Origin of the sequence: Pseudomonas sp. BT76 TE3572 (assembly GCF_050435365.1) — a bacterium.
Lineage (GTDB): Bacteria > Pseudomonadota > Gammaproteobacteria > Pseudomonadales > Pseudomonadaceae > Aquipseudomonas > Aquipseudomonas fluorescens_W.
In genome coordinates, this window is sequence record NZ_JBNDKE010000001.1 from 1,075,152 (window position 1) to 1,099,250 (window position 24,099).

The following is a 24,099-nucleotide window of genomic DNA, read 5'->3' on the forward strand; positions in this document are numbered from 1 at the left end:
AAGTGGACAGCAGCATATGGAGCGCTTGGCCCGAGTCGAAGTGCGCTGAGACGGGGTTTATTCCCGTCATCAACCAAGGGGGGCGCGTAATGTTTGGCGGCGATTGTACTGGTCTGGCTCTTTAAACGATAGGGCGTTAAGGCCGCACGGCCACTTTGGCAGCATCAGTGGACAGATTTTCACATCTGAAGGTTAACTATTGGTTACAAACTGTGGCTAAAATGCCATCTATCAACTGATGCCGACAGGCGGCACAGGCTCAAGGACGCGCCATTCGGGAGCGCTATTTCGTATTCAGACGCTGCACAAGACCTTTGGGCCGATTGGCCGGCAAGGGACGCAGTATGTTCACTTCTGACGTGTGACGATTTGTTGTGAAATTGATCATTGCCGCTATTTACGTTGTATCCATTGCGTACGTCCACTTGCGCGGACGTGTGCGCCACAAGCTGGGCCGCCAACTGAGCGACCACTCGACATTTCTGGCGCCGATCAACTGCTTCCTTTATATGTTCTCGAAAATCCCCAACAAGCCTTATCTCAACCCGGCCGATTTCCCTGATCTGAGTCCGCTGCAGGACCATTGGGAAGAAATTCGCGCCGAGGGCCGAAACCTGCTCAGGGCCGGGGAGATCAAGCGCTCGAATCAATACGACGACGTCGGTTTCAACTCGTTCTTCAAGACTGGCTGGAAACGTTTCTACCTGAAGTGGTACGGCGACAGCCATCCTTCGGCCATGAAACTCTGCCCGCGCACCACCGAACTGGTGCAAAGCATCGGCTCGATCAAGGCCGCAATGTTCGCCGAGCTGCCACCGGGTTCGAAACTGGTCCGTCACCGCGATCCGTATGCCGGTTCCTACCGCTATCACTTGGGCCTGGAAACGCCGAACGATGCCGGTTGCTACATCAACGTCGATGGCGAGCACTACCACTGGCGTGACGGTGAAGCGGTCATGTTCGATGAGACCTTCATTCATTACGCCGAAAACACCACCGAGCAGAACCGCATCATTCTGTTCTGCGACGTTGAGCGGCCGATGAAGTATCGCTGGGCGGCGGCGTTCAATGGCTGGTTCAGCCGTAATGTGATGTCGGCGGCGGGCGCGCCGAACGATTCGAGTGACAAGACCGGCGCTATCAACCGCTTGTTCGCCAAAATCTACAAGATTCGCCTTCGCGGCAAAGCGCTCAAGAAACGCAATCGCAAGCTGTATTACCTGGAGAAGTGGGCGATTTTTGGTGGTTTGCTGGCGATTTTGGTGCTGATCTGATTTCCGCGTTGTGGCGTATGACGCCTTCGCGAGCAAGCCCGCTCCCACAGTTAATCGCGATCACCTGTAGGAGTGAGCCTGCTCGCGAAGAGGGCCTGACATTCACCACAAAATCATCAATCAGCCACGAGAAGTCTTCGTGGCTTTTTTGTTCGCGGCCGGCTTCGTTTTACCCGTGCTCTTGCCGCCGAGGCTGCGTTTAAGTAGCTCGGTCAAATCAATAACATCCGCGGTTTTGCGTTCCTCTTCACCCGTCGCAGTCTCGACATCCTCAATCTTGCCTTCATTAGCCTTCTTCTCGACCAGCGCCATGATCTTGTCTTCAAAACTGTCGCGGTAATCTTCGGGCTTCCAGTCGGCACTCATGTCCTGAACCAGTCGTTTGGCCATGTCGAGTTCACCTTTGGCCAGTTCGGGCTTGGTGACTTCACTGCCCAAATCCAGCGTATCCAGACTTCGCACTTCGGCGGGCCAGCGCAGCATCACCAAGACCATTGCCGATTCCAGCGGCATCAGCGCGGCGAGGTGCTGGCGCGTGTGCAGCACAACATGAGCGAGGGCGACTTTATTGGTTTTGCTTAGCGTTTCGCGCAACAGCGCATAGACCTTGCCACCGCGTTTGTCCGGCGCGAGGTAGTAGGGCGTATCGATGTTTTGCAGGGGAATCTGGTCGCTGTCGACAAAGGAAAAGATGTCGATGGTTTGAGTGGACAGCGGGTGCGCCGACTTGATTTCCTCTTCACTGAGGATCACATACCGACCCTTTTCATACTGCACACCTTTAACGATGTGTTCTTTGGTCACTTCCTTGCCGGTGACCTTGTTGACGCGCTTGTAGCCCACCGGGTCCATGCTGCGGCTGTCGAGCCAATCGAAATCCACCCCTTGCGATGACGTCGCCGAGACCAGCGCTACAGGGATATGCACCAGACCGAAACTGATCGCGCCTTTCCAGATTGCCCGTGCCATGGTCGTCTTCTCGCGAGTGATGTTCAGGTGACCTGTGACGCGGTGTAAAAGTTTCCGCGGGCTGCGACCCGGTCCTGCGGGCGTATCGGCGGTCGTGTCAACTCGTGTTACATCTTGTGAAGGAGGTTTTAGTTAACAAATCCGGACCCCGGGCGTAGCGTGATATCGAAGTTCCTATCCACGCTGATGGCGAGAGGCTCCCCATGAACAGATTTGTGCTCGGCTGCACCGCGTTGGCGTTGAGTGGCGTGCTGAGCCATCTGGCCCAGGCTGACACTGCATCACCACCTTCTTCACTGCTATTGGCCCAGAGCCCGACGGGCCACACCAGCAATCCTTACAACAGTCCGATTCGCCGGGCCAATCCCAACAGCATGCAAGGCACGCAACCCAGCGCGCCGGCCATCCGAGGCCCAAACACAGTGCCCGTGCCGCGGCCACCGACGCTTGATAATGGTGGCATCGGCAACCGCTATCCCCAGGATCGCTCGCCTTCCGCCACTCCACCGAAATTCATTCCCAATCCACCTCCTCGAGACTCAGGCACCAGCAACCGTTGAACGGCACAACAGCGTTCTTGCCAGCCATTCAAACGACAAAAGGAATCGTGCATGTTGCGTAAAACCCTTCTGGCCACACTGTGTGCCAGCGCACTGATCACTGCCACGGCGCCCGTTTTCGCAGCGCCAACCCAGAATTTCAAAAGCGAACAGGGCACCCTCGAGGTGACGACAATGACCAAGGGGCTTGAACATCCCTGGGCCTTGGCGTTTCTTCCCGATCGCCAAGGGATGCTGGTGACCGAAAGGCCCGGCAACCTGCGGGTGATCAGCGCCGACGGTAAACTTTCCGCTCCGCTCAGTGGCGTACCAAAGGTTTGGGCCAAGGGGCAGGGCGGCTTGCTGGATGTCGCGTTGTCGCCCGACTTCAAGCAAGACCGCACGGTCTACTTGTCTTATGCCGAAGGTGGCGGTGAGGGCGACAAGGCCGGGACGGCGGTGGGTCGCGGACGTCTGTCTGACGACCTGACAGCCATCAAGGATTTCAAAGTGATCTTTCGCCAGGAGCCCAAGCTTTCACTCGGTAACCACTTTGGCTCGCGCCTGGTATTCGATCGCGACGGCTATCTGTTCATCACCCTTGGCGAGAACAATGACCGGCCGACCGCCCAAGACCTCGACAAGCTGCAAGGAAAGGTCGTGCGGATCTACCCGGACGGCAAGGTGCCGGATGACAACCCCTTTGTCGGCCAGGCCGGCGTACGCCCGGAAATCTGGTCCTACGGCCAGCGCAATCCGCAAGGCGCGGCGCTCAATCCCTGGACCGGCACCCTCTGGGAAAACGAACACGGTCCCCAGGGTGGCGATGAAATCAACATCATCGAGCGTGGCAAGAACTACGGCTGGCCGATGGCAACCCATGGCATCAACTATTCCGGCCAGCCGATTCCGGAAGCCAAGGGCAAGACCGCCGAAGGCACCGTCGCCCCGCACCATGTCTGGGAAAAGTCCCCCGGCCTCAGCGGCATGGCGTTCTACGATGGCGACCGCTTCAAGGCCTGGCAGCACAACGTGTTTATCGGCGCGTTAGTGAGCCAGGAGTTGATCCGCTTGCAGTTCGATGGCGACAAGGTCGTTCACGAAGAACGATTGCTGGGCGAACTCAACAAGCGAATTCGCGATGTGCGGCAAGGCCCGGACGGGTATTTGTATGTGTTGACCGATGAGGATGACGGGGCGTTGTACAAAGTCGGATTGAAGTGAAAAACCACCGCCCCAAAACTCCAGGATCAGGTCTCTTGATGGACTGTTACGGCTTTCTTTCGATCCTGCAGCCCACGCACCACCAAGTACAACAACGGCCCGATGGAAACGAATAGTGCGGTGATCAAAAGATAAGGAATCACTGTCCTCCCTGACTGGCCACGCTTGCGTGCATCTGTGTACATCCAGATGCCCGCGAGCGTCGCCAACAGGTACAAATCAATCACCACCTGCGCCGTGTCGGGGCGCGACATCAGGCTGAGGCCGAAGTCGATCAATGACTGTTCAGCCTGGAGCATCACCGAAACGGTGTAGCCGGCGAACGCAATCAGGGCAATGAGGGGCAGGGCGACAGACTTCATGGTTTCCTTCCTTGGGACAATGAGCAGAGTCGCCAGCCTACAGAGGCCGAGTAAAATTGGCCATTGACTTGCCATCAGCGTCCGGCTAATTTCCGGACATGACTTCTACTGTATTGCGCTGCCAGCCAAGCATTATTAACGCCATTCCTTATTTGGCGGGCTAGCTCACGACTGCAGCACCCAACCCGCCCTAGAGGCGGGTTTTTACTTTCTGTCTCTTGGGCTCCGATCAAAGTCAGGAGACGACCATGAGCAACACCACCGCCCAGCAGACCTTGCTTGAGCACTACGTGAAAAAGATCCTCGCCGCGCCCGTGTACGAACTCGCGGTGCGTACGCCGCTGCAACCGGCGCCAGCGTTGTCCGAGGCGCTCGGTAATCAAATCCTGCTCAAACGCGAAGACCTGCAACCGACCTTTTCCTTCAAGATCCGCGGCGCCTACAACAAACTGGTGCAGTTGAGCGATGAGCAAAGGGCTCGCGGGGTCATCACCGCTTCCGCCGGTAATCATGCCCAAGGCGTGGCATTAGCGGCCCGTGAACTGGGAATTGCGGCGACTATCGTCATGCCGTGTACGACGCCGGAACTGAAGGTGCTGGGCGTACGCAGTCGAGGCGCCGATGCCGTGCTGCATGGCGAGAGTTTTCCGTTTGCGCTGGACTATGCGCTGAACCTGGCGCAGCAAACCGGTCGCACCTTTGTCTCGCCCTTCGACGACCCGGACGTGATCGCGGGGCAGGGCACCGTCGCCATGGAAATCCTGCGTCAGCATCAAGGTCCACTGGACGCGATCTTCGTCCCGGTCGGCGGTGGCGGCCTGATCGCCGGCATCGCGGCGTACGTCAAATACTTGCGACCTGAAGTCCGCATCATCGGCGTCGAGTCGGAGCATTCCGCCTGTTTACATGCGGCATTACAGGTCGGCGAGCGAGTTGTCCTGCCAACCGTAGGTACTTTCGCCGACGGTGTGGCCGTCGCACAGATCGGTGCTTATGGTTTCGAAGTCTGCCGGTTTTGCGTCGATGAGGTGTTGACCGTCAGCAACGACGAACTCTGCGCCGCGATCAAGAATATCTACGACGATACCCGCTCGATCACCGAACCTTCCGGTGCCTTGGCCGTGGCCGGAATCAAGAAATACGTGGCGCAAACCGGTGCGTGTGGTCAGACACTGGTAGCCATCGACTCGGGCGCCAATATCAATTTCGACAGTTTGCGCCATGTGGCCGAGCGCGCCGCATTGAGCGGCGCCCCGGCGTGAGCGGTGTCAGGCCAGCAGCGGGCGCAGGAAGGTCCGCTCGTAACTGACGATAAACTTCTTCTCGACCAGCGAAGCTACAAGCGCGGTGCTTTCGGCGTCAGTCATCGCGATATGCCGGTAGCTTTCGTAGTCCGCCAGCGAAGGAAAGCTGAACAGGCAGTAGGCGATATTGCTCGCGCCCTCGGAAGGCAGGAAGTACCCGTGGTGCGTACCGCCCAAACGCTCGACGATGCCGAGCCAGGCCTTGGCGTAGGCTTCGAATTCGCTGAGTTGATACGGATCGATCACATATTTGACGTGGCAGGTAATCAAAATGGCGCTCCTGTAACGGGATAGAACGGTTATTCCTGGGCGGCTTTCTCGACCTTGCTTGACGCCGACCAGATCCGGTAGCGGACTTCGACGTCTTTGGGCACGTAGAGCACGATCGGCAGTTTGCTGTTGTAGCGCAGCATGAAACCGTCACCGACCACCGGCACAAAGTCCTTTTTACTTTTGCCGTCAGGGCAGGCCATCTGCGTACTCATCGGGCCGATGACTTTTTCCAGTCGGTAGAACGGGTAGCCCCAGCCCTCGAGGTTTTTCTCCTCGAGAATGCCGCCCAAGCGTTGGCGATTACAGTCGACGGTCAGGGTTTTGCCGGCGAGGACTTCGACCTGGAAGCTGTCTTCCTGAGCCTGCGGGGCAAGGTGAATGACCTGGCGGGCGAAACCGCTCTCGGGCTTCGGAAACGGCGCAACTTCTTCGAGTTTCGCGGCGTGAGCAATGGTCGACATCCCGGCAACAATCAGCCCGACGGTAGTGATACAGGTCAAAGAACCCATGGTGCCTCCTTGCGTGCGAGTGGGGTCAGCGGATACTGAATTGATTGGCCGCATTCTTACTGGCGTCGTCGGCCAATGCAAACTTGTCGCTGGATGTATGCAAATTGCAGGGGCACCACAACGCCTTTCTTGCATATTGCATGGGCTATTTACGCGAGGTTTCGCTAAATCGTTGATTTACCGATGAGCTGCAGTGCGAAATCCAAGGCATGTTTTATGCTGTAGCTGGTCTTAAGCTGGCCAGGGATTTCATTGAGTCAGTGTCGATCGTTGATTGGCAGTCTCACATTAAGGAGAGGGTCGTCATGTTTCTTTCTGCCTTGGAACTTCGCAATATCATTGAAAGCAGTTTTTTGCCGAAACGTTGTCAATGCACGCTGTCGCCGGACCTGTCGATGACCGTCAAGGTGTATTCCGATCGTGAAACTGATCATCTCGATCTGGTGAAGACAGGAATAAATGCCAAACAGCTGAATGGTTGCCGGGAAATCAATGACCTGATAGCTGGACTGCGCTCTGACATGCAGCGCCAAACCATTGCCCAGACCCTGCATCCAGACAGAAAAGCGCTTTAGCCCACGGTTTCGAGTTCCATCGACACGCGCTGGGTCTGGAGAAATGCCAGACCCAGCGCCAGTTCGAACACCACCGCAAGCAATATGCCCGGACCGGCATGGCCATTGAGCCATTCGCCGAAGCCCAATGCTGCCAGCCCCCAGCAGCCGACCATGAAACCATTGCTCAGCGCATGGCGGGTGATCGAAGGCGCCTCGTTTCGAACCCGATAAAACATCACGCCCAATGCCGCGAACAGCATTGCACTGCGCCGCGCGACAACGCCCACCGCCAACGAGTACTCGATGCTCCAGATTGAAAGCAACCAGTTGGGCATCAAACCCCAGACCAGGGCCAACAGAAAACACAGCGCGGCGGTAAAAGTCGACAAGGCACGAAACGATAACTGCATGGCGAATCCTTGCGGCAGTGGAGGGGAGGCGCTAGAGCATAGCGCCAGAACCCCTCACAGGAATACCGCAACGTGTTGAATCAGACCTTTCAGTCAGTTCTGATAACTGCAGGCGTCGGAAAGTTTACGGTAGGAGATTTCCGCAGGCTTGCCCGAGGTGCTATCGATGTACTTCATGTCGGCTGTGACCACTTTGCAGTCCAGCGTCTGCGGTTCGGTCAAGGTAATGACCTTGCCCACGTGCAGCGGCATACCGTAGTGGTACGGCACCGCCTGGGAGCTCGAAGTGTCATTGGCCTGGGCCAGGCCGGCAAACGCGGTGCAGGTGAGGGCGGTGGTGATCAGCAAGGTGCGCATGTTCATGAACGTTCTCCGATGCAGGCTTAAAGTCAGCTCGACGTCTAGGCGTCGAACCTGCCGCACTGGGCGTCAGAGAACTCTGAGGGCGTGCGGTCCAGTAAAGTTTTGGACCGCGGGGTTAAGCGATGGTTAACCCGACCGAATGCCGCCTGTCGTGAGGAGGTTTCTGACAGAGGTTTCATATAGGTAAAAAAACTGAGGGAGCTTCGGCGTGTTCCTACACGCTCGGACTCTTTGTCGTCTTTCGCCGGCAGGCTACCAGCGTTTACTGTTTGACCTCGCTGCAAAATCAGCGAGCAGGTTTGGTCACCTGAGAACAGTGCACATATGTGTGCCATGATTCGCCTTACGGACATCTATGTCCTTATGGCGCATTGCTGTGGCGGCTGTGTGCAGGACGCCTTCGGGCGAGCTGAGTTACTGTTCTCGGTTGACCAAGCCTGTATACAGTCCGCCTCCCATCGTTTGGTCACGGTGCTGGCGGTTACTTCAAAACAGACGAGTAACTTACTATGCCAACGCTAAATCCATTCCCCGATCGCTATCGCTCAATCAAAAGCAGCGTTACCGAGACAAGCCCAATGGTCATCGACACCGAGGCCAATCCCCAAGACATCCTCGAAGCCGCTTTACAGCGTGTCCGAGCCGCCAGCCAGTTACTCGAAACGCTTCATTGCCAGTGTTTCAAGAACGGTGATGTTCAAGATATTCCGCACATTACTCATGCGCTTTATCTGCTAACGCAGGATGGGTCCGATTTGCTGCTGGTTGCGCAGCAGCAGATGATGGGGTGGAAGGCGCCGGCCTGACGCTATGCGGGAAGGATGGGAAGCAGGAAATGCGGTTCATATTGATCGTTGCGAATCAATTCCTCCACTTACTGCTTCCAATTCTTAGGCGAGGGTTGAGTGCTCACTGGACCTCGTAGGTGAGGTTCCAATAGGTACTAGCGGCTCAGCTTTTCTGGGAAAAACGACAGTGGAGGATGGGTTGCTTTCCATGTTTCGGCAAGTTTTTTTGCCTCAATGATCTGTTCGGGAGTTATTTTTGCAGAGATTTTCTGCAGTTGGTCTTTTACGTCTGCTTGCATCCCTCCGCCGCCGTCCAGTTCTTTTAGTAGGTAAATTAGTGCGTAGCCTTTTACAGCGTCGAGAGGATATCCATATAAATCAGGCTCGTGAGCTAAATCCGAACCGTACAGTATTGCATACTCCCTCATCCCTTTTGGATATCCTCCTTCTGCAGATGCTTTAAACCATTTTTCAATAGAACCTTGACGTTGCCAAGGTAGAAAAAAACCTTCCCCTTGCTTCTCCGTTATACCCATCCAATATTGTGCAATTGGGTGCCCAGCCTCTGCCGCTCTCTTCAGCCAATTTTTATCGACTGTGAGTTCGTACATTATATACATTGTTTCTGCATCACCATTTTCTGCTTTTGGCTTGGCGATTCTTTGCGCTTGCTTCAACCACTCGATGGGCTTTTTTTGATCAGGAGGACAATCATTTGAAAACGTACATAGATCTTTTTCGCTACGCCCAAGCTGAATCATGGCGTAAAGATCCCCTTGCGCGGCAGAGGCCTCATACCATTTCCGAGCTTCAGGATTCATATAGTGATTTTTTCTCCTGAGCGACTCTCCCAGATAATACTGTGCTTCGTGATCGCCGGCTTCCGCTGCAATGGTCAGGAAGTGGGTGGCAGAAACAGCCTTGTATTGATTGTAGAGAGTTATTCCCCGCACTTTTGCTGATTGCTGCTCCGAGGAAAATTCGGCGGATGCTGGATTTGCAAACGCAATAATCAACAGTGTGGTAAATAGACTTTTCTTAATCAATGTTAACGACTCAACTTTTCCGGAAAAAACGACAGAGGTGGATGAGTCGCTTTCCAGTTTTTTGCAAATTCGTTAGCTTCTGAAATTTGTTCCGATGTCATTTTTTCGGCAATTTCCGGCAGGGTTTCATTTACGTAGACCTGTACATCTCCGCCTCCGTCAAGTTCAGATAGTAGCGAGGTTAACGCATAACCTTTAACCCTATCTAATGGGAAGTCGTAAAGCGATGGTGAGTGGGCCGAATATGCGCCATAACTGCTGACGCCTGACTTGTACCCCTTTTTAGCTGCTTCGACAATCCAATGGCGAGCGACTGTTAAATCACCTTGGTCTTCATAAATAAACGCAGCGTATTCCATCATTGCAGGCGGGTATCCTCCTTCTGCAGATAGTTTCAACCAGTTTCCAACTGCCTCATGCCGCTTCCACGGCAAGAAAAAACCGTCTCCTTGCCGAGTTCCAATTGCCATCCAGTATTGAGCTAATGCATATCCAGAATTTGCAGATTTCTCAAGCCATTCCTCCTTAAGTGTTAGTTCATACATTAAGTACATCGCTTCGGGGTCACCACTTTCAGCAACAGGTTTCGTCAAATCTAGCGCGTGTTTCAACCATTGCGCCGGTGTTTTTGTACTTGCAGGGCAGTTGCCCATGTTGACGCAGAGATTATCATCACTTCGTCCGAGCTGAATCATCGCATAAACGTTATTTTGGTTTGCTGATTCCTCGTACCACTTTTGAGCTTCGGCGGTCATAAACTGCTTTTCTTTGCGTAGCCTTTCGGCTAAATAAAACTGTGCTTCTGCATCTCCAGCTTCAGCTGCAATACGCAACTCAAGTTGCGCATTTTTATATTGATTGAATAGCAAGATTCCTCGCGATTTGGCAGCTTGCTCATCCGGAGTAAGGTGTGCGTTTGCGTTGCCTGATAAAGCTGAAATAAGTAACGCACCAATAATGATTTTTTTCATTTCACATCTCAGAGATAGGCTATCTAGCTTCCTTCCAAGGGCAAGATTAAACACGCTGAAACTCCTATGGATGGAGGCTGATATTAGAAATCGATTTTTTCAGGATAAAAAGACAGCGGGGGATGCTCATTTTTCCATTTTTTAGCAAGCTGCATTGCAAGTTCAATTTCTTTGGGGGGCATATCTTTTGCTATTTGCGGTAGCGTTTCTTCGACGTCAACCTGAGCAGTTCCTCCGCCGCCTAGTTCTTTCAATAGCGAAATTAATGCGTAGCCTTTAGTTTTATCCATCGTAAAGCCTAATGTATTAGGCTCGACAGCCAGAAAATAGCCATAGTTATAAACGCCGGATTCATATCCAGTAGAAGCCGCTTGCTCTACCCAATATCGGGCCTGTTCTAGATCTCCTTTTTCTCGGTATATTCCAAAGAGCTGCATCATTGCTTTAGGGTTTCCGCCTTTTGCGGAGGCCAAAAACCAAGTCTCAACCGATTGCTGGCGCTTCCAAGGTAGCAAAAAACCTTCTCCTTGACGGTCACCGATAGCCATCCGATATTGCGCGACGGGGCTTCCAGCATTAGCAGATTTTTCTAACAATTTCCGGTCGGCTGTTAATTCATACATTATATATAGTGATTCAGCGTCACCTTGATCAGCTTTTTCTTGTGCGATCGTTGTCGCTTCTGCCAACCATTCCTCTGGTTTCTTTTTTCCACTTGGGCAGTTGTTCATGGTCCTGCATAGATCGCTGTTACTCCTGCCAAGTCGGATCATTGCGTAAAGATCACCTTGTTCTGCGGCCGCCTCATACCATCTATAGACTTCGGTAGTGATATATTGATTTTCTTTACGCTGTTCTTCGGCCAAATAGAATTGAGCCTCTGAATCTCCACCTTTTGCTGCGATACGTAATTCAGGTTGGGCACTTTTATATTGATTGAATAGCATCAAACCCCGAGTTTTGGCTGCTTGCTCAACCACGGTGAGGCCTGCAAATGAAGAGCCTGAAAGACATAGTGAGAACAAAGCGATTATTCGAAGACATTTTGTAGGCACATGCGACTCACTTATTATATAAATGCCGGCGATAAAGTCGGCGATATATCTGCATAAATAATTACTTCAGGACAGTTGACCCACATCTGAGCTCTAGTCGTCAAGCTATTGGTCTCTCAGTATCCAAGTTTGTCAGGATAAAATGAAAGTGGGGGATGAGAGTCTTTCCACTTTTTAGCAAGTATCTTAGCTTCGTCGATTTGTCCAGGGGACATTTTTGCAGCTATTTCGGGCAGGACTTCGTCCACATAGGGTTTGATGTTTCCTCCTCCATCGGGCTCGGTGAGTAGGGATGTCAACGCGTACCCTTTGACCAAGTCGAGCGGGAAATCGTAAAGCGATGGCGCGTGTGCCAAGTAAGCACCATAGCTACTCACACCTGTTTCATACCCCGATTTTGCTGCTTCTTCAATCCAATGGCGTGCAACGCTGAGATCACCTCCGTTCTCATAAAGGTATGCTGAAAATTCAAGCATTGCTTTTGGAAAACCACCTTCTGCGGAGGCCTTCAACCATCGCCCAATTACTTCTTGACGCTTCCAGGGTAAAAAAAACGTTTCTCCTTCTTTATATCGATTTGCCAGTAGCCATTGACCCTGTGCATAGCCAGCTTCGGCTGATTTTTCAAGCCAGTCTAATTTGGTAGTAGCGAGATACATGATGTACATCGCTTCGCCGTCACCGCTATTCGCTTTAGGCTCAGCGATTTTCCATAGATGCTCTAGCCATTCACCTGGGCTCTTCGAGCCTTTAGTGCAATTGTTCATTGTGTTGCACAAGTCACTTTTTGATGTCGCAAGTTTAAACATTGCGTAGTAGTCATCTTGCGCCGCCGCCGCTTCGTACCATTTTTGGGCGTCTGCGGTAATGCACTGCTTCTGCTGGCGTAATTCTTCCGCTAAATAAAATTGGGCTTCTCTGTCTCCCGCTTCTGCCGCGATAGTGAGTTCAGGAGTAGCAATTTTGTATTGATTGTAGAGGACCAAGCCCTGAATTTTGCTCTGTTGCTGCTGAGGGGTAAGATCTGCTCGGGCGTGGCAACTCAACATAAATAGAATAGAAATTGCTAGTGCGACTCTGGTTTTTATAGAGTGTGCCCATAGATGCGGTTGTGTGCCTTGATGCGGCCGTGGATAGATTCTAGAACTCAAAGTTACAGGCCTAATTTTTCGGGGTAGAAGGAAAGTGGTGGGTGTGTGGCTTTCCACTCTTTAGCAAAATGATTGGCTTCGGTGATTTGTTCGGGCGTCATTTTTTCCGAAATAAGAGGGAGTTTTCCTTCGATATAAACTTGGACGTTTCTACCTCCGTCTAGCTCTTTCAGTAACGATACCAATGCATAGCCTTTTATGAGATCGATAGGGTATCCGACTTTATCAGGGGTATGAGAAAGATAAGTGCCGTAGCTGCTTACAGCGTCTTGGTAACCAGTTTTAGCAGCGATCTCAAGCCAATGACGAACGCCTTCCATATCACCACGCTCATACAAAATAGAAATGTATTCGATCATCGCCTTCGGGTATCCACCCTCGGAAGATGCTTTCAACCATTTCTCTTCGGCGGATTTACGATTCCACGGTAGTAAAAAACTACCTTTTCCCTCCGAATAACGATTGGCTAACAGCCATTGTGCCGGGGCGTAGCCTGCTTCTGCCGATTTTTCTAGCCATGTTAGATCAGACTTTGCGTTGTACATGATGGCCATTGCTTCGGCATCCCCCTTCATAGCGCGAGGCTCCGCCGTTTTTATTAATAACTCTAACCAATCACCAGCACTTTTAATTCCAGAAGGACATTTATTTGCCACCGCGCAAAGGTCCCCTCCAGCCGTGGCGAGCTGAAACATTGAGTAGTAGTCACCTTGAACAGCAGAGGCTTCGTACCACTTTTGAGCTTCGTCGGTCATAAGCTGTTTTTCTTTGCGCAGTTCTTCGGCTAAATAAAACTGTGCCTCTGCATCTCCGGCTTCTGCGGCTATACGCAATTCACGTTTTGCATTTTTATATTGGTTGAATAGCAAGATTCCCCGCGATTTAGCAGCTTGCTCATCTGGAGTAAGGTGCGCATTTACGTTGCCTGATAAGGCTAAAGCGAATAATGCACCGACAATGAGCTTTTTCATTACAGAGCGCATGTAAGAGATTCGCCTAGATAGTATTGGGTTTCATGATCGCCACTTTCGGCTGCTGCTTTGAGATAGGGTAATGAAGAAATGGATTTGAATTGATTGTAAAGCGCCAAACCTTGATTTTTTGCAAGCTGCAAATCTTCGGAAATATGCGCATATGCAGTCATTGAGAATATCCAGATAATAGCAATTACTGATTTTTGTTTCATGGACTGTTTAGCGGCTTAGCTTGAAAGGGTAAAACGAAAGGGCGGGGTGAGTTTTTTTCCAGTTGGCAGCAAATCTATCTGCCTCATCTAATTGAACCTTATTCATTTTTTCTTTGATTTTAGATATGACGTATTCTGCATCTTCCTTAGCGCCGCCGCCATCAAGTTCAAGGAATAGCGAAAGCAGTGCATACGATTTCACAAAGTCTACTGGAAATCCGAAGTCGGTGTTTTTTCCAGATAAATAGTAGCCGTAGTTAAAAATCGCCTCCACATATCCTGTAGCTGCAGCCCGTTCGGTCCAGTTTCTAGCACCTTCAGGGTCCTTTTTTTCTAGCAAGGCCGCTGCCAGTCCACTCATTCCCCTAGGATAACCACCTTCCGCGGAGGCTTTCATCCAGCGTTCAACTGCATCTGCTCGACTTGAAGGCAATAGAAAAAAACCTCCTCCTTCACGATAATCAGTTGCCAATAAATATTGTGATAATGCGAAGCCGTTTTCCGCTGATTGCTCAAGCCATTTTTTATCGCCAGTAATCTCGTACAGTAGATACATTGATTCGGCGTTGCCTTGTGCGGCTTCCTTAGCGGCCAATGATTTTGCGCTTGCCAGCCATTCCTTAGGGTCTTTTTGACCTTTCGGGCAGTTATTCATGGTTGCACAGAGATCACCCTCCATCTGGCCAAGCCTAATCATTGAATATATATCGCCTTGAAGTGCAGATGCTTCATAAGAGCTCTGTGCCTTAGGTGTAATATATCTATTCTTTTTTCGAAGTGCTTCGCCCAGATAATACTGGGCTTCGTGATCACCTGCGTGGGCCGCTAATTCAAGGAATGGCACTGCTGAGCTTGTGTTGAACTGATTGTAAAGTGTGATGCCTTGCGTTTTCGTGGAATTCAGGTCCAACGTAGGCTGTGCGTTAACCTTGATAGATATTTCGATCGCGAAGAGGGCTATGAAAAAATACGCTCTCATAGTGTTAATAGTTCATAGCTTGTCAGGGAAGAAGGATAGTGGTGGGCGAGTTACTTTCCATTCCGTCAGGGTTTTTTTTGATTTTTCAATCTGTTCAGCAGTCATTTTTGCCGCGATTTCAGGAAGTTCGTCTAGTGCAAATTCTCGCATGCCGCCCCCACCGTCTAGTTCAAGCACCCAGGAAATGGATGCATAGGCAGTTACTAGATCCTCCTTAAAGCCGTATTCCGGCGATTGACCTGCTAAGTAAGACCCATAACCATATACAGCGCTGACATATCCAGTCATTGCAGCTTTTTCGTTCCACGACCTGAATTGCTCCCAGTCCTTTTTTCGACCCTGAATCGCGGCATACGCCAACATACCTTGAGGGTTGCCACCCTCCGCCGACGCCTTCATCCAACGTTCGACCATATCCGCGCGTTTTGACGGTGTCAGGAAGAAGCCTTTACCTTCGCGGTATTCCGCCGCTAGATAGTACTGCGCTAGCGCAAAACCTCCGTCTGCGGATTTTTCAAACCATTTGTCGTCTCCGGTTATCCGGTACATCAAATACATAGCCTCAGCGTCACCTTTTTCAGCTTCTTTCGTAGCAGCCTCTAAAGCACTTTTGGACCACTCGCTTGGCGATTTTTTTTCACCTGAGCAGTTGTTCATCTCAACGCAGAGATCGTTATTGCGTTGAGATAATCTTATCATTGCATATATATCACCTTGGCGAGCAGAGGCTTCATACGCGCCCTGGGCTTCTGGAGTTATATATTTGTTGTTTTTACGTAAAGCTTCGCCCAAGTAGTATTGTGCCTCACGATCGCCACCTTCCGCTGCCGCCTTCAGATAGGGGATTGCAGATATGGCTTTGAATTGATTGTAAAGCTCAATACCCTTTTCCTTTGCTTTCACCTGCTGCGTCGATACTTCTGCCTGCGCCGCAAAGCTAAAGATTAGAGTTGATAAGGCAATGCAAATGGCACTTTTCAGTCTTAACATGTTTAGTTGGCTCGATTATAAAGGGCCGGAATATTTCATGGTGGTAATCGGGACATAGCTGTTTTCCCGAAAGTCCAGCTTGCAGAACGCGTCTATACGCTGACCCATTTTCTTCACATTTGATTTATAGCGGGCCCGAGCTTTAACGCCTTCAGGACGTTCCATGCTAAGTACAGGCACTGCCATGAAATTGTCTAGTCTGTATCTATTCTCACAATACGCTTTCCCGGACTCTTCAGGTGCGATACCTAGTTTGTTCATGCATTTGCAAGCGTCTTCAAATAGCTGTTGAGCTTTGGTTAACGCTTCAGCGCCATCCGCCGTTGATCCTACCCAATAAATTACTCTGTCGAGAGCTCGTTGTTGGAGCAGGCGTGCTTCCTGTTTCACGTACTTACGATCGACAGTGTTACTTGCACTTAAATCTTGGTTCGTTGAAGTTACTGAAAACTCTTCTGGTTCAGAACTGAGCGTCATAAGGAGCGGGCCCAAAGCCGCAGGCGTTGCTTCCATAAACCATTTTTTCAATTCAGCTTGATTTTCATATTCAATAATAGTGTCTGCAATGGGCCCTCCCTTTCCACTACTGGTCATCGCGTCATATAGATTCATAATAACGTTGATTCCCATCATGTAGACCATTGCAACATCCAACCCAACCGCGCCGAGCATGTTCAGTGCAGAAGCTTGTTCAGCAGCCTCCGGAGTCATCCAACTAATAGAAGCGCCTTTAGCCTTATACAACTCACGCCGATAAATGTTGATAAGTTCTACAACAGCCTCGTAACCCACCTCAAATTTGAAACTACCAGTTGCACCCGGCCCAAGAACAACGGTTGCTTTAAGATTGAGGATGAATTTTCCCTTATCCAGAGAAATGCCAGCATTGCCCTGCAAGCCCGCGCCATAGGCAGCGCCTAAAGATCCGCTGAGGTTGGCAAGCGTTAGCCATTGGCTAGCGCTCGTAGCCTCCTTGCTGTTATTGATTCCGGTGGTGGGTCCTGCACGTAACGCAGCCAATGCTTTAGGTGGAGCCCAATTTAAAGCTCCTGTCAGTTGGATACCTGCTTGCACGCCGGCGAACAGATCGAATTTGGCCTTCATGCCATCTTCAATTTGTATTTTGGCGGCCTTGCCGGACAGGACTTGGCCACTTGATTTGGTGTCGACGGCGGTCAGAGCCTTGGATTTGTATTCAAGGTCTGGAGTAGGGCTGGTATCACCATTGTCGGCTTTGGTTTTGATCGTTTCTTCGTGGGTCTTACGTTCGGCCTTCGCTTCGGCATCTTCTCGTTGTGCCGGTTTGACAGGGCTGAGTGTTGCGCCATATTTGGCGTTGCCAGTTACAGGTGAAAGTTCAATGCTGCCGGCTAGCATGAGTGACGCACCAGCGTATCCCCAGGCACGGGCACCGAAGTGGAAGGACATACGGCCGAGGTTCAAGGTTTGAAGCTGAGGATTATCTTCAAGGTAGTAATCGACAGTCACATCCTTGGCCTTCTCGCGCGTCGGCATGTCGATTTTTAGCAGTTCCACTTCACCTCGTGCCAAGTCAAAGCTCAGTGATGCGCTTGCCGACGTCTGAAAACCTTCAGCGGCGGTGTAGGAGGGGCCTTCCAGTTTCACTTCGCCATGCAGTTTTTTTTGTGGCGGCGCCAGGCAGCGGACGAATTGCGCTTGTGGGCTCTTATCGAAGAGCCTCACCTCACCACGAACACTCTTTTTGAAGACTACCTGCTTGAGATGCTCGCCCCATTCTTTGCGCGCGCTGGCATCCTCGAGCTCAGTCACTTTATGGCCACTGCTTTGGAGGAAGCTGTAAAACTTGTCAATATTGAACCAGCCAGTGGTGTCAAACCAATCGCCGGCCTGGTCTCCAATTCTTAGTGCACCCTGGCTTTCAAGCCACTGCCCGAATACCTTCTGCGCACTGTTTTTACTCGCACCACCGTCACCATTTGCGGGGATACCTTCAACCACTTTGCTGATGCTCTTACCGGCTTTTTTCAAGTCTTCCTCAAGCAGTTTTGGCGCACCCTTGAGGGTCAGCAAACTGAACCATTTCAATGGTGTCCCGCTTGCACCCAGCGTGCTGACCTCCCTTAGCGGAAAGCCCTCCTTGATGAGGCGGTCAATAGGCTGCGGCTCAAACTGCTCTGGTTCCCATAGCAAGTGACGTCGAATAGGGTCAGCGGCGACTTTTTGCTTGGCCTTTTCGTGCAAACCTTGTTTTACAACTTGCAACCGGTCCCATTCAGTACGTTCGGCCTCGACCAGCCCGGCCGGTGCCTGGGCATTTTGACCGGTCGCTTCGATCCAGTTTTTATACTTTTCACGTAGACGGTCATTGATTTCCGACTGCTGTTTTTCTGTATCGAGGTACAACTTGAACTGCTCGATACCTGAAGTGATGTCATTGCCACTGATCAGCGCATATTCAGGCAAGGCGATCCCGTACTCCGCTACCTTAATTATCGCGTCGGTGTATTCGTGATAGGCAAACGACTTGGCTTCGCCGTGCTTCCAGGCCAGATAGGCGTACGTATCACCTTCGCAGGTGTATAGGCACTTCTGCAGCTCATCACGTTTTTTCTTGTCTGTTTCAAGGAGCTTGGCGATATCTTCCTGCGCCTGTGGCTGGATGCCGTCCCCGCTGATCAACGCCTTGCGTTTTTCCAGATAATTCTGGACGCGGGCGCGGGCTTCGATTGCCGCAGGAGCGAACAACGTGCCGTTCTCGTAGGAATGCCCCGTCTTTACAGCCGCAGCGATAGCTGTTTTTTTAAGCGCCAACCATTCGCTGCGTAACTTATGTAGTTCGCTGTAATCATTGCGAATGCGGTTCTGAGTATCGTTATCCGCCTGAAGTTGATCTATCCGCGAGCGTTGAGTATCGGTTTTTGGCGCTTCGGCCTTTGGTGCATCCTTCTCTTTGGCGCGTTTTACTTCTTGTCGACTGCGAAGGACCATTCCTGGGTCCATTTCGATATTCGGTTCCTGAGCTTCAATGGCCTCCATTCTCTGGCGCTGTTCGCCTTCGAGGAAATTACTCAGTTTTGGCTCAAGGAAGTAACTCAGCAATCCGCTATCGTCTAATCCCTTCAGGCGCTCATCGCGGGATTTACTCGGCGAAATCTGATTCTCCAGCGCGTGCATCGCCTCCTTCATCGAGGACGCAGCGCGCTCAGGCAGTAACCAAAACTCTTGTTCGTCGGTTGCATAAATGGCGGTGCCAAACGTGCCGGAACAAGGCTTTGGCTGATCCTTGAAACTGGGCGCACACGTTTCTGTAAAGTCTTTTTTGGGTCCCAAATCAATGGATTCAGAGCCAGGCGCAGCTGCGCTTTGGGCCTTTGGAGCTTGTTCGGAGGACGCTGGTGGAGCGGCCGCGGGCGTTGCAACCACTTCAGCCTGAGCACTCTTGGGAACACTAAGATTCCAGCCCGGCATAATCACATCCGGGTAGGCGATAAAGGGATTCAACTGGCGCAATTGCGCAACAGTGGTTTTGTAGCGAACAGCAATCTCGCTGAGGGTTTCACCAAGACTGACTGAATGATTGGTAATTTCCATGGTGCTTCCGTTCTATTGTTGCGTCGGGTTCATTGGGGATTGGCGGATGCTGTTTGCATCAGCTGTTCAACCTTGATGAACGACTCTTCCCTGGATTGCAGGATGGCCATTGCTTCTGGCCGTGTTTCAAGCAACGGTCCGTCGACGACGGAGGCGAGCTTGAGCAAGTGATCACCTTCGTAGATGTTGTTTTTGAGCAAAAGGTCCAGGTTCTCGGTAATTACATTGATCCGGTCATCACCGGGCTCACTGAACGCTGCATATTGCTCATCGACCCAGTACAACCAACCCAGTCGCGCTTGAACCTTTGCCGCGCTGTCGGGAAGGTTGAACGCCGGGCCATCACCACGCCACTTCAGTTCCGATTTAGCCGTCCATGACAGCCACGCACCGCGCTCTTTGCCGAAGTGGCTCGGGGCAGGGCTGTACACCGCTTGCCAAGGACCGAACAATTGAATGGACGTGTCGCCTACGGTGTAGGCCAATGCGGCCCAGAGACTCGGTTTGTGATAGCTCAACAGGCTTTGGCCGCCGGAACCGTCATTGGCTCGCAGCAACCAGCGAGCGTGTGCGAGCGCCTGAGTGGCGTCTTCTGCGGCCAAGGCAATGCCCGAATGGTTTTCTTCGCACAAACGCGTGGCTTCGACTGCCAACCGGCTGCCCCAAGACGCCGTGAGCCAGAGCGGACCTTCATTGGCGATTTCCGCAAAGTCAGTGCTGCTGAACAAGGCTTGAGCATTCATCGGTTCGCCTATGCGATACAGACGCGACATCGCTTCGGGCTGGCGTGCGCGATCGATGATGAAACACAGGACCTGACTGGACTGTTCCCTGGGCAGCGACTCGAATCCGTAACGCGGTGCGGCCAGCAGGGTGTTCATGGCGGTTACATGCATGTGCAATCCTTACGGCTGCAAGCGCCGTTGCTTTGTTTGCCGCATAACGGAGTAATGCCCGACTCGTTGAGACGGCTGGGGAGAGGGGCCTTGCCCGCTACATCCGCATCCGCCACCTTCATCGGCCCCGGCAACAACGGCGCAGCAGGCGTCCCCGAACCTGGTCCGCCGCCCGAGTTAACCTTCACCTGCGCGCCACTGATCGTCACGCCCCCCGCATCCACCTTCACAAAGCTCCCGCCAGCCTTGGCCGTCAGCTCCATGCCACCCTCAACCACAACCTTTTCCCCAGCGTTGTAGTGAATCTCCTGACCGGCCTCGACAAACTGCGCCGTCCCCACCTTTACATGCTGAGTCACAGCAACTGTCAGGTGATCATTCGCCCGCGTTTCAGTTTTACGATCGAGGTGGGTAATCCGATGCTCTTCAACCTTGAACTCACTGAAAACATTGGCCTCGACCGTGTCGTGTCGCTCGTTGCCGATGCGAATCTTCTGGTCGTGCTCAATGTTTTCATCCCAATCGCGCTGGGCGTGCAGATAAATCTGTTCCGCACCTTTTTTGTCTTCAATCCGAAACTCGTTGTAACCGTTGCCACCCGGTGAACTCAGGGTCTTGAAAGTGCTGCGGGTCTTGTTCGCCGGCAGGTCGTACGGGACGACGTTTTCCTTGTGGTACAGGCAGCCGGTGATCAGCGGTTGGTCGGGGTCGCCTTCCATGAATGACACCAGCACTTCCATGCCGATGCGCGGGATGGCGATGCCGCCGTAGGCATTGCCGGCCCAGCCGGTGGCGACGCGCAGCCAGCAGCTGGTGTTGTCGTCGGCCTGGCCTTCGCGGTCCCAGTGGAACTGGACTTTGACGCGGCCGTATTTATCGCAATGGATTTCATCGCCCTTGGGGCCGGTGACGATGGCGGTCTGGCTGCCCAGGACTTTGGGTTTCGGATGTTCGAGGGCCGGGCGGAAGTGCGCGTCCCACGGGGTGGCGAGGAAGCGGTTGCGGTAGCCCTGGTGGAAATCGTCTTTGTTCTGGGTGACGTCGCTGGTGACGTTTGCGCCGAGCACTTGCGGCTGTTTGCCTTCGTGCACCACTTCCAGCAGCAGCCAGAGGTCGTTCCACTCGGCGCGCGGGTGTTCGCTCAGGGCCAGGAAGTGGCCGCTGACCAAGGTTGGCTCGTCGCTTTTGCCTTCGGCAAGCTTGTAGTCGCTGCGGTGGCGTTCCAGGGCGCGGGTTGCCAGTTGCTTGCCGCGTTCGCGGTCGGTGAAGCGGCCGGGGTAGTCGTAGTCTTCCAGGTCCGGGGCGAACGCGCTTTTGGCGGAGCCCTCGGGCAGGATGCGCGGTTTCTCGAAGTCGTAGTCGCGGCGGCTGACGCGGGTGGTGCGGGTTTCCAGGCGCAGGTTGAAGCGTTTGATCACCGGTTTCTCGGCGGCCATGCCGGAATCTTGCTGATAGGCTACGGGCGCGAGTTTGCGGAACACCGTCTGGTCATCGCCGAACACCAGTTTGTGACCGCTGGACGAGTGCTGGAAGTGGAAGTGAATGCCTTCTTCTTCGCACAGGCGCTGGATGAAATGCAGGTCGGATTCGTCGTACTGCACGCAGTAATCGCGTTCCGGGTAGGTCGCGCCGAGCTGGAAGCTGTAGGCGTCGGCCAGGATGCCGCGCGCTTCGAGGACCTGAGCGATGATCTTCGGCACGCTTAAATGCTGGAAGATCTGCTGGTCATGGTTGTGGCGCAGGTAGGCGAGTTGCGGCACCAGGCTGATGCTGTAACGGGTCAGGCTTTTGCCGGAGTCGCCTTGCTCGATGCGGTACACCAGACCGTGGATGATGCCTTTGCCGGTGGCGCCGAAGGTCAGGCAGCCGGGCTTGTGCAGCAACTCTTCGAGTTTCAGGTCGGGGCGCGTGCTGACCAGTTCGATGTCGAAACAGAACGGCTGATTGATGGTTTCGCGACCGACGAAGCTAAGTACCTGAAGGTCAACGGAAACGCCTTCCAGCGTCAGGGAAATATGGGTTGCGTTCGCGTCCAGCATGCCTTTAATTCCGTCCTTTGAATAAGCTGGGGCGGATGGTGCAGGATTAAAGCGCCTCGTTCAAGGAAACGAACAGTCATTTACCGACTAAAGTCGTCTGTGGCCCGTAACAGCCTTCTGCCATCATTGCCGCTCACTTCTGTGTGTCCACTTCATCCTGGCAAGTCACTTGTCCGGGACGAAGGCTATTTCTTTGGCTTATTGCGCCTTGCGCAAACGCTGCACTGTTGGAGCTTTTTTTCATGCGTCCCCCCTTTACTCTCATCACCGCGCGCCAGTCACTCGGCTTCGGCGCTTTAGTCCTGTGCGCCGGTTTTACCGGGTCGTCTTTCGCGAGCGGTTTTATCGACGACACCACGGCGAAACTCGAGTCGCGCACGGTGTACTTCAATCGCGACTTCCGGGATGGACACACGTCCAACGAGCAGGGCGCTTCGAAGCGTGAAGAGTCGGCTCAAGGTTTTATTCTCAATCTGCAATCGGGTTACACCGAAGGCACCGTCGGTTTCGGCATTGATGCCTTGGGCATGCTGGGGCTCAAGCTCGACTCCAGCGCCGACAGCAGCAACAGCGGTTTGATGCCGTCCACGGGGCAGGATCCGCGTGGGTCGAAAGATGAATACGCGAAACTGGGCCTGACCGCCAAAGTGCGATTCTCGCAAAGTGTATTGAAGTACGGCGCGCTGCTGCCCGACGTGCCGCTGCTGAAATACAACGATGGTCGGCTGCTGCCGACGATGTTCAACGGCGCAATGCTCACTTCCAAAGAGGTCAAGGACCTGACCTTTATGGCGGCGCGGCTGGACAAGTACACCGCCCGGGATTCCACCGATTCCCAGGACATCCGCGTGCACTGCAAGAACAAGCGCTATGCCTGCAACGTCACCGCCGATCATTTCGACATGTACGGCTTCGACTACAAGATCAACGAGCGCCTGACCGGCCAATATCACTACGCCGAGCTGGAAGACATCTACCGTCAGCACTTCGTCGGTCTGCTGGCCAACCAGCCGTTGGGCGAGGGCGTGCTCAAGGCTGACCTTCGACTGCTCAAGAGTGCCGACAGCGGCGCCGCGCGTGCAGGCTCCATCGACAACCGTGCCCTGAGCGGCATGCTTGCTTACGCCATCAGCGGCCACACTTTCAGCGCCGGTTGGCAGCGCATGAACGGCGACAATTCGATGCCGTATCTGGATGGAACCAACCCGTACCTGGTCAACTATGTACAGGTCAACGACTTCGCCGCTGCGCAGGAGCGCTCGTGGCAATTGCGGTATGACTATGACTTCAAGGCGATTGGCATCAATGGCCTTAGCTTCCTGACCCGTTATGTGAACGGTGACCACATCAAGGTGTTGGGCAGTGATCAGGAAGGGAAGGAGTGGGAACGCGACAGCGAGCTCAAGTACGTGGTGCAGAGCGGGACGTTCAAAGATGTCAGCCTGCGACTGCGTAATGCGACGTACCGTACCAACTACGAGAAGTTTGCCCGGGATGTCGATGAGACCCGGTTGATTGTGAGTTACAACTTTTCGGTGTTGTAGCGCCTGACAGAACGCCATCGCGGGCAAGCCCGCTCCCACAGGTTCAGCGCACAACCTGTGGGAGCGGGCTTGCTCGCGAAGAGGCCTTCAGCCACAG

Annotated in this window: 23 protein-coding genes and 1 pseudogene; 7 read left to right on the top strand and 17 right to left on the bottom strand. The window is 52.9% G+C overall.

Annotation, left to right across the window (positions count from 1 at the left end):
* Positions 1–374: 374 nt before the first annotated feature.
* Positions 375–1,274 carry a lipid A hydroxylase LpxO gene (gene lpxO, locus ABH912_RS05020; RefSeq protein WP_429509825.1) on the top strand — a complete coding sequence of 300 codons (900 nt, stop codon included), beginning with the start codon at positions 375–377 and terminating at the stop codon, positions 1,272–1,274.
* 120 nt (positions 1,275–1,394) lie between these two features.
* Here the strand turns inward: lpxO and ABH912_RS05025 are convergent, their stop codons facing one another.
* Positions 1,395–2,243 carry a Ku protein gene (locus ABH912_RS05025; protein WP_429509827.1) on the bottom strand — a complete coding sequence of 283 codons (849 nt, stop codon included), beginning with the start codon at positions 2,241–2,243 and terminating at the stop codon, positions 1,395–1,397.
* Positions 2,244–2,446: 203 nt separating this feature from the next.
* Here ABH912_RS05025 and ABH912_RS05030 point away from each other — a divergent pair, with 203 nt between their 5' ends.
* Positions 2,447–2,803 (top strand): hypothetical protein, encoded by a 357-nt coding sequence (locus ABH912_RS05030; protein WP_429509829.1) that lies wholly within the window; start codon positions 2,447–2,449, stop codon positions 2,801–2,803.
* A gap of 51 nt (positions 2,804–2,854) precedes the next feature.
* A complete protein-coding gene (locus tag ABH912_RS05035) occupies positions 2,855–4,006 on the top strand; it encodes a PQQ-dependent sugar dehydrogenase (protein WP_429509830.1) in 1,152 nt (383 codons plus the stop codon).
* Between the two features lie 26 nt (positions 4,007–4,032).
* On the opposite strand, the gene ABH912_RS05040 is transcribed toward ABH912_RS05035, so the two are convergent.
* Positions 4,033–4,368: a DUF2834 domain-containing protein gene (locus ABH912_RS05040; protein ID WP_429509832.1), complete on the bottom strand. Its 336-nt coding sequence runs from the start codon at positions 4,366–4,368 to the stop codon at positions 4,033–4,035.
* Positions 4,369–4,616: 248 nt separating this feature from the next.
* Between ABH912_RS05040 and ilvA the strand changes: the two are divergent.
* A pseudogene (gene ilvA / locus ABH912_RS05045) lies at positions 4,617–5,612 on the top strand (threonine ammonia-lyase, biosynthetic); the annotation flags it as partial.
* Between the two features lie 24 nt (positions 5,613–5,636).
* On the opposite strand, the gene ABH912_RS05050 reads toward ilvA, so the two are convergent.
* Together ABH912_RS05050 and eco are read right to left on the bottom strand one after the other, a co-directional pair.
* The gene (locus ABH912_RS05050; RefSeq protein ID WP_033055038.1) at positions 5,637–5,942 is read right to left on the bottom strand and encodes an NIPSNAP family protein; all 306 of its coding nucleotides are present in this window, start codon (positions 5,940–5,942) and stop codon (positions 5,637–5,639) included.
* A gap of 29 nt (positions 5,943–5,971) precedes the next feature.
* Entirely contained in the window at positions 5,972–6,454 is a 483-nt protein-coding gene (gene eco, locus ABH912_RS05055) for a serine protease inhibitor ecotin (RefSeq protein WP_033055036.1), read from the bottom strand.
* A 305-nt stretch (positions 6,455–6,759) separates the two neighbouring features.
* Here eco and ABH912_RS05060 point away from each other — a divergent pair, with 305 nt between their 5' ends.
* A complete protein-coding gene (locus tag ABH912_RS05060) occupies positions 6,760–7,029 on the top strand; it encodes a DUF1652 domain-containing protein (protein ID WP_429509834.1) in 270 nt (89 codons plus the stop codon).
* Here the strand turns inward: ABH912_RS05060 and ABH912_RS05065 are convergent.
* Both ABH912_RS05065 and ABH912_RS05070 read right to left on the bottom strand, forming a co-directional pair.
* Entirely contained in the window at positions 7,026–7,421 is a 396-nt protein-coding gene (locus ABH912_RS05065) for a hypothetical protein (protein ID WP_429509835.1), read from the bottom strand. The two genes, ABH912_RS05060 and ABH912_RS05065, sit on opposite strands and share 4 nt — an antisense overlap.
* 93 nt (positions 7,422–7,514) lie before the next feature.
* The gene (locus tag ABH912_RS05070; protein ID WP_033055032.1) at positions 7,515–7,784 is read right to left on the bottom strand and encodes a DUF2790 domain-containing protein; all 270 of its coding nucleotides are present in this window, start codon (positions 7,782–7,784) and stop codon (positions 7,515–7,517) included.
* 509 nt (positions 7,785–8,293) lie between these two features.
* Here ABH912_RS05070 and ABH912_RS05075 point away from each other — a divergent pair.
* Complete coding sequence (locus tag ABH912_RS05075; protein ID WP_429509837.1) at positions 8,294–8,590, top strand: hypothetical protein; 297 nt, start codon at positions 8,294–8,296, stop codon at positions 8,588–8,590.
* Positions 8,591–8,727: 137 nt separating this feature from the next.
* On the opposite strand, the gene ABH912_RS05080 is transcribed toward ABH912_RS05075, so the two are convergent.
* The 11 genes from ABH912_RS05080 to ABH912_RS05130 form a co-directional block, all read right to left on the bottom strand.
* Entirely contained in the window at positions 8,728–9,615 is an 888-nt protein-coding gene (locus ABH912_RS05080) for a tetratricopeptide repeat protein (protein ID WP_429513048.1), read from the bottom strand.
* A gap of 5 nt (positions 9,616–9,620) precedes the next feature.
* Positions 9,621–10,589, bottom strand: coding sequence for a tetratricopeptide repeat protein (locus tag ABH912_RS05085; RefSeq protein WP_429509839.1), 969 nt, complete (start codon positions 10,587–10,589; stop codon positions 9,621–9,623).
* Positions 10,590–10,672: 83 nt separating this feature from the next.
* Positions 10,673–11,569 carry a tetratricopeptide repeat protein gene (locus ABH912_RS05090; protein ID WP_429509841.1) on the bottom strand — a complete coding sequence of 299 codons (897 nt, stop codon included), beginning with the start codon at positions 11,567–11,569 and terminating at the stop codon, positions 10,673–10,675.
* Positions 11,570–11,760: 191 nt separating this feature from the next.
* Entirely contained in the window at positions 11,761–12,630 is an 870-nt protein-coding gene (locus tag ABH912_RS05095; protein WP_429509842.1) for a tetratricopeptide repeat protein, read from the bottom strand.
* A gap of 167 nt (positions 12,631–12,797) precedes the next feature.
* The gene (locus ABH912_RS05100) at positions 12,798–13,766 is read right to left on the bottom strand and encodes a tetratricopeptide repeat protein (RefSeq protein WP_429509844.1); all 969 of its coding nucleotides are present in this window, start codon (positions 13,764–13,766) and stop codon (positions 12,798–12,800) included.
* Entirely contained in the window at positions 13,766–13,939 is a 174-nt protein-coding gene (locus ABH912_RS05105) for a hypothetical protein (protein WP_429509846.1), read from the bottom strand. Before ABH912_RS05105 ends, ABH912_RS05100 begins: the two co-directional genes overlap by 1 nt.
* Before the next feature lie 49 nt (positions 13,940–13,988).
* Entirely contained in the window at positions 13,989–14,891 is a 903-nt protein-coding gene (locus tag ABH912_RS05110; RefSeq protein ID WP_429509847.1) for a tetratricopeptide repeat protein, read from the bottom strand.
* Between the two features lie 81 nt (positions 14,892–14,972).
* A complete protein-coding gene (locus ABH912_RS05115; RefSeq protein ID WP_429509849.1) occupies positions 14,973–15,950 on the bottom strand; it encodes a tetratricopeptide repeat protein in 978 nt (325 codons plus the stop codon).
* A gap of 15 nt (positions 15,951–15,965) precedes the next feature.
* Positions 15,966–19,523: a LysM peptidoglycan-binding domain-containing protein gene (locus ABH912_RS05120; protein ID WP_429509851.1), complete on the bottom strand. Its 3,558-nt coding sequence runs from the start codon at positions 19,521–19,523 to the stop codon at positions 15,966–15,968.
* A 29-nt stretch (positions 19,524–19,552) separates the two neighbouring features.
* Positions 19,553–20,419 carry a DUF4123 domain-containing protein gene (locus ABH912_RS05125; protein ID WP_429509853.1) on the bottom strand — a complete coding sequence of 289 codons (867 nt, stop codon included), beginning with the start codon at positions 20,417–20,419 and terminating at the stop codon, positions 19,553–19,555.
* Positions 20,410–22,458, bottom strand: a complete 2,049-nt coding sequence (locus ABH912_RS05130; RefSeq protein WP_429509855.1) for a type VI secretion system tip protein VgrG — start codon at positions 22,456–22,458, stop codon at positions 20,410–20,412. The genes ABH912_RS05125 and ABH912_RS05130 overlap by 10 nt, the downstream gene beginning before the upstream one ends.
* 242 nt (positions 22,459–22,700) lie before the next feature.
* Here ABH912_RS05130 and ABH912_RS05135 point away from each other — a divergent pair, with 242 nt between their 5' ends.
* On the top strand, positions 22,701–24,002 hold the full coding sequence (locus tag ABH912_RS05135) for an OprD family porin (protein WP_429509857.1): 1,302 nt from the start codon (positions 22,701–22,703) through the stop codon (positions 24,000–24,002).
* The last annotated feature ends 97 nt before the right edge of the window (positions 24,003–24,099 follow it).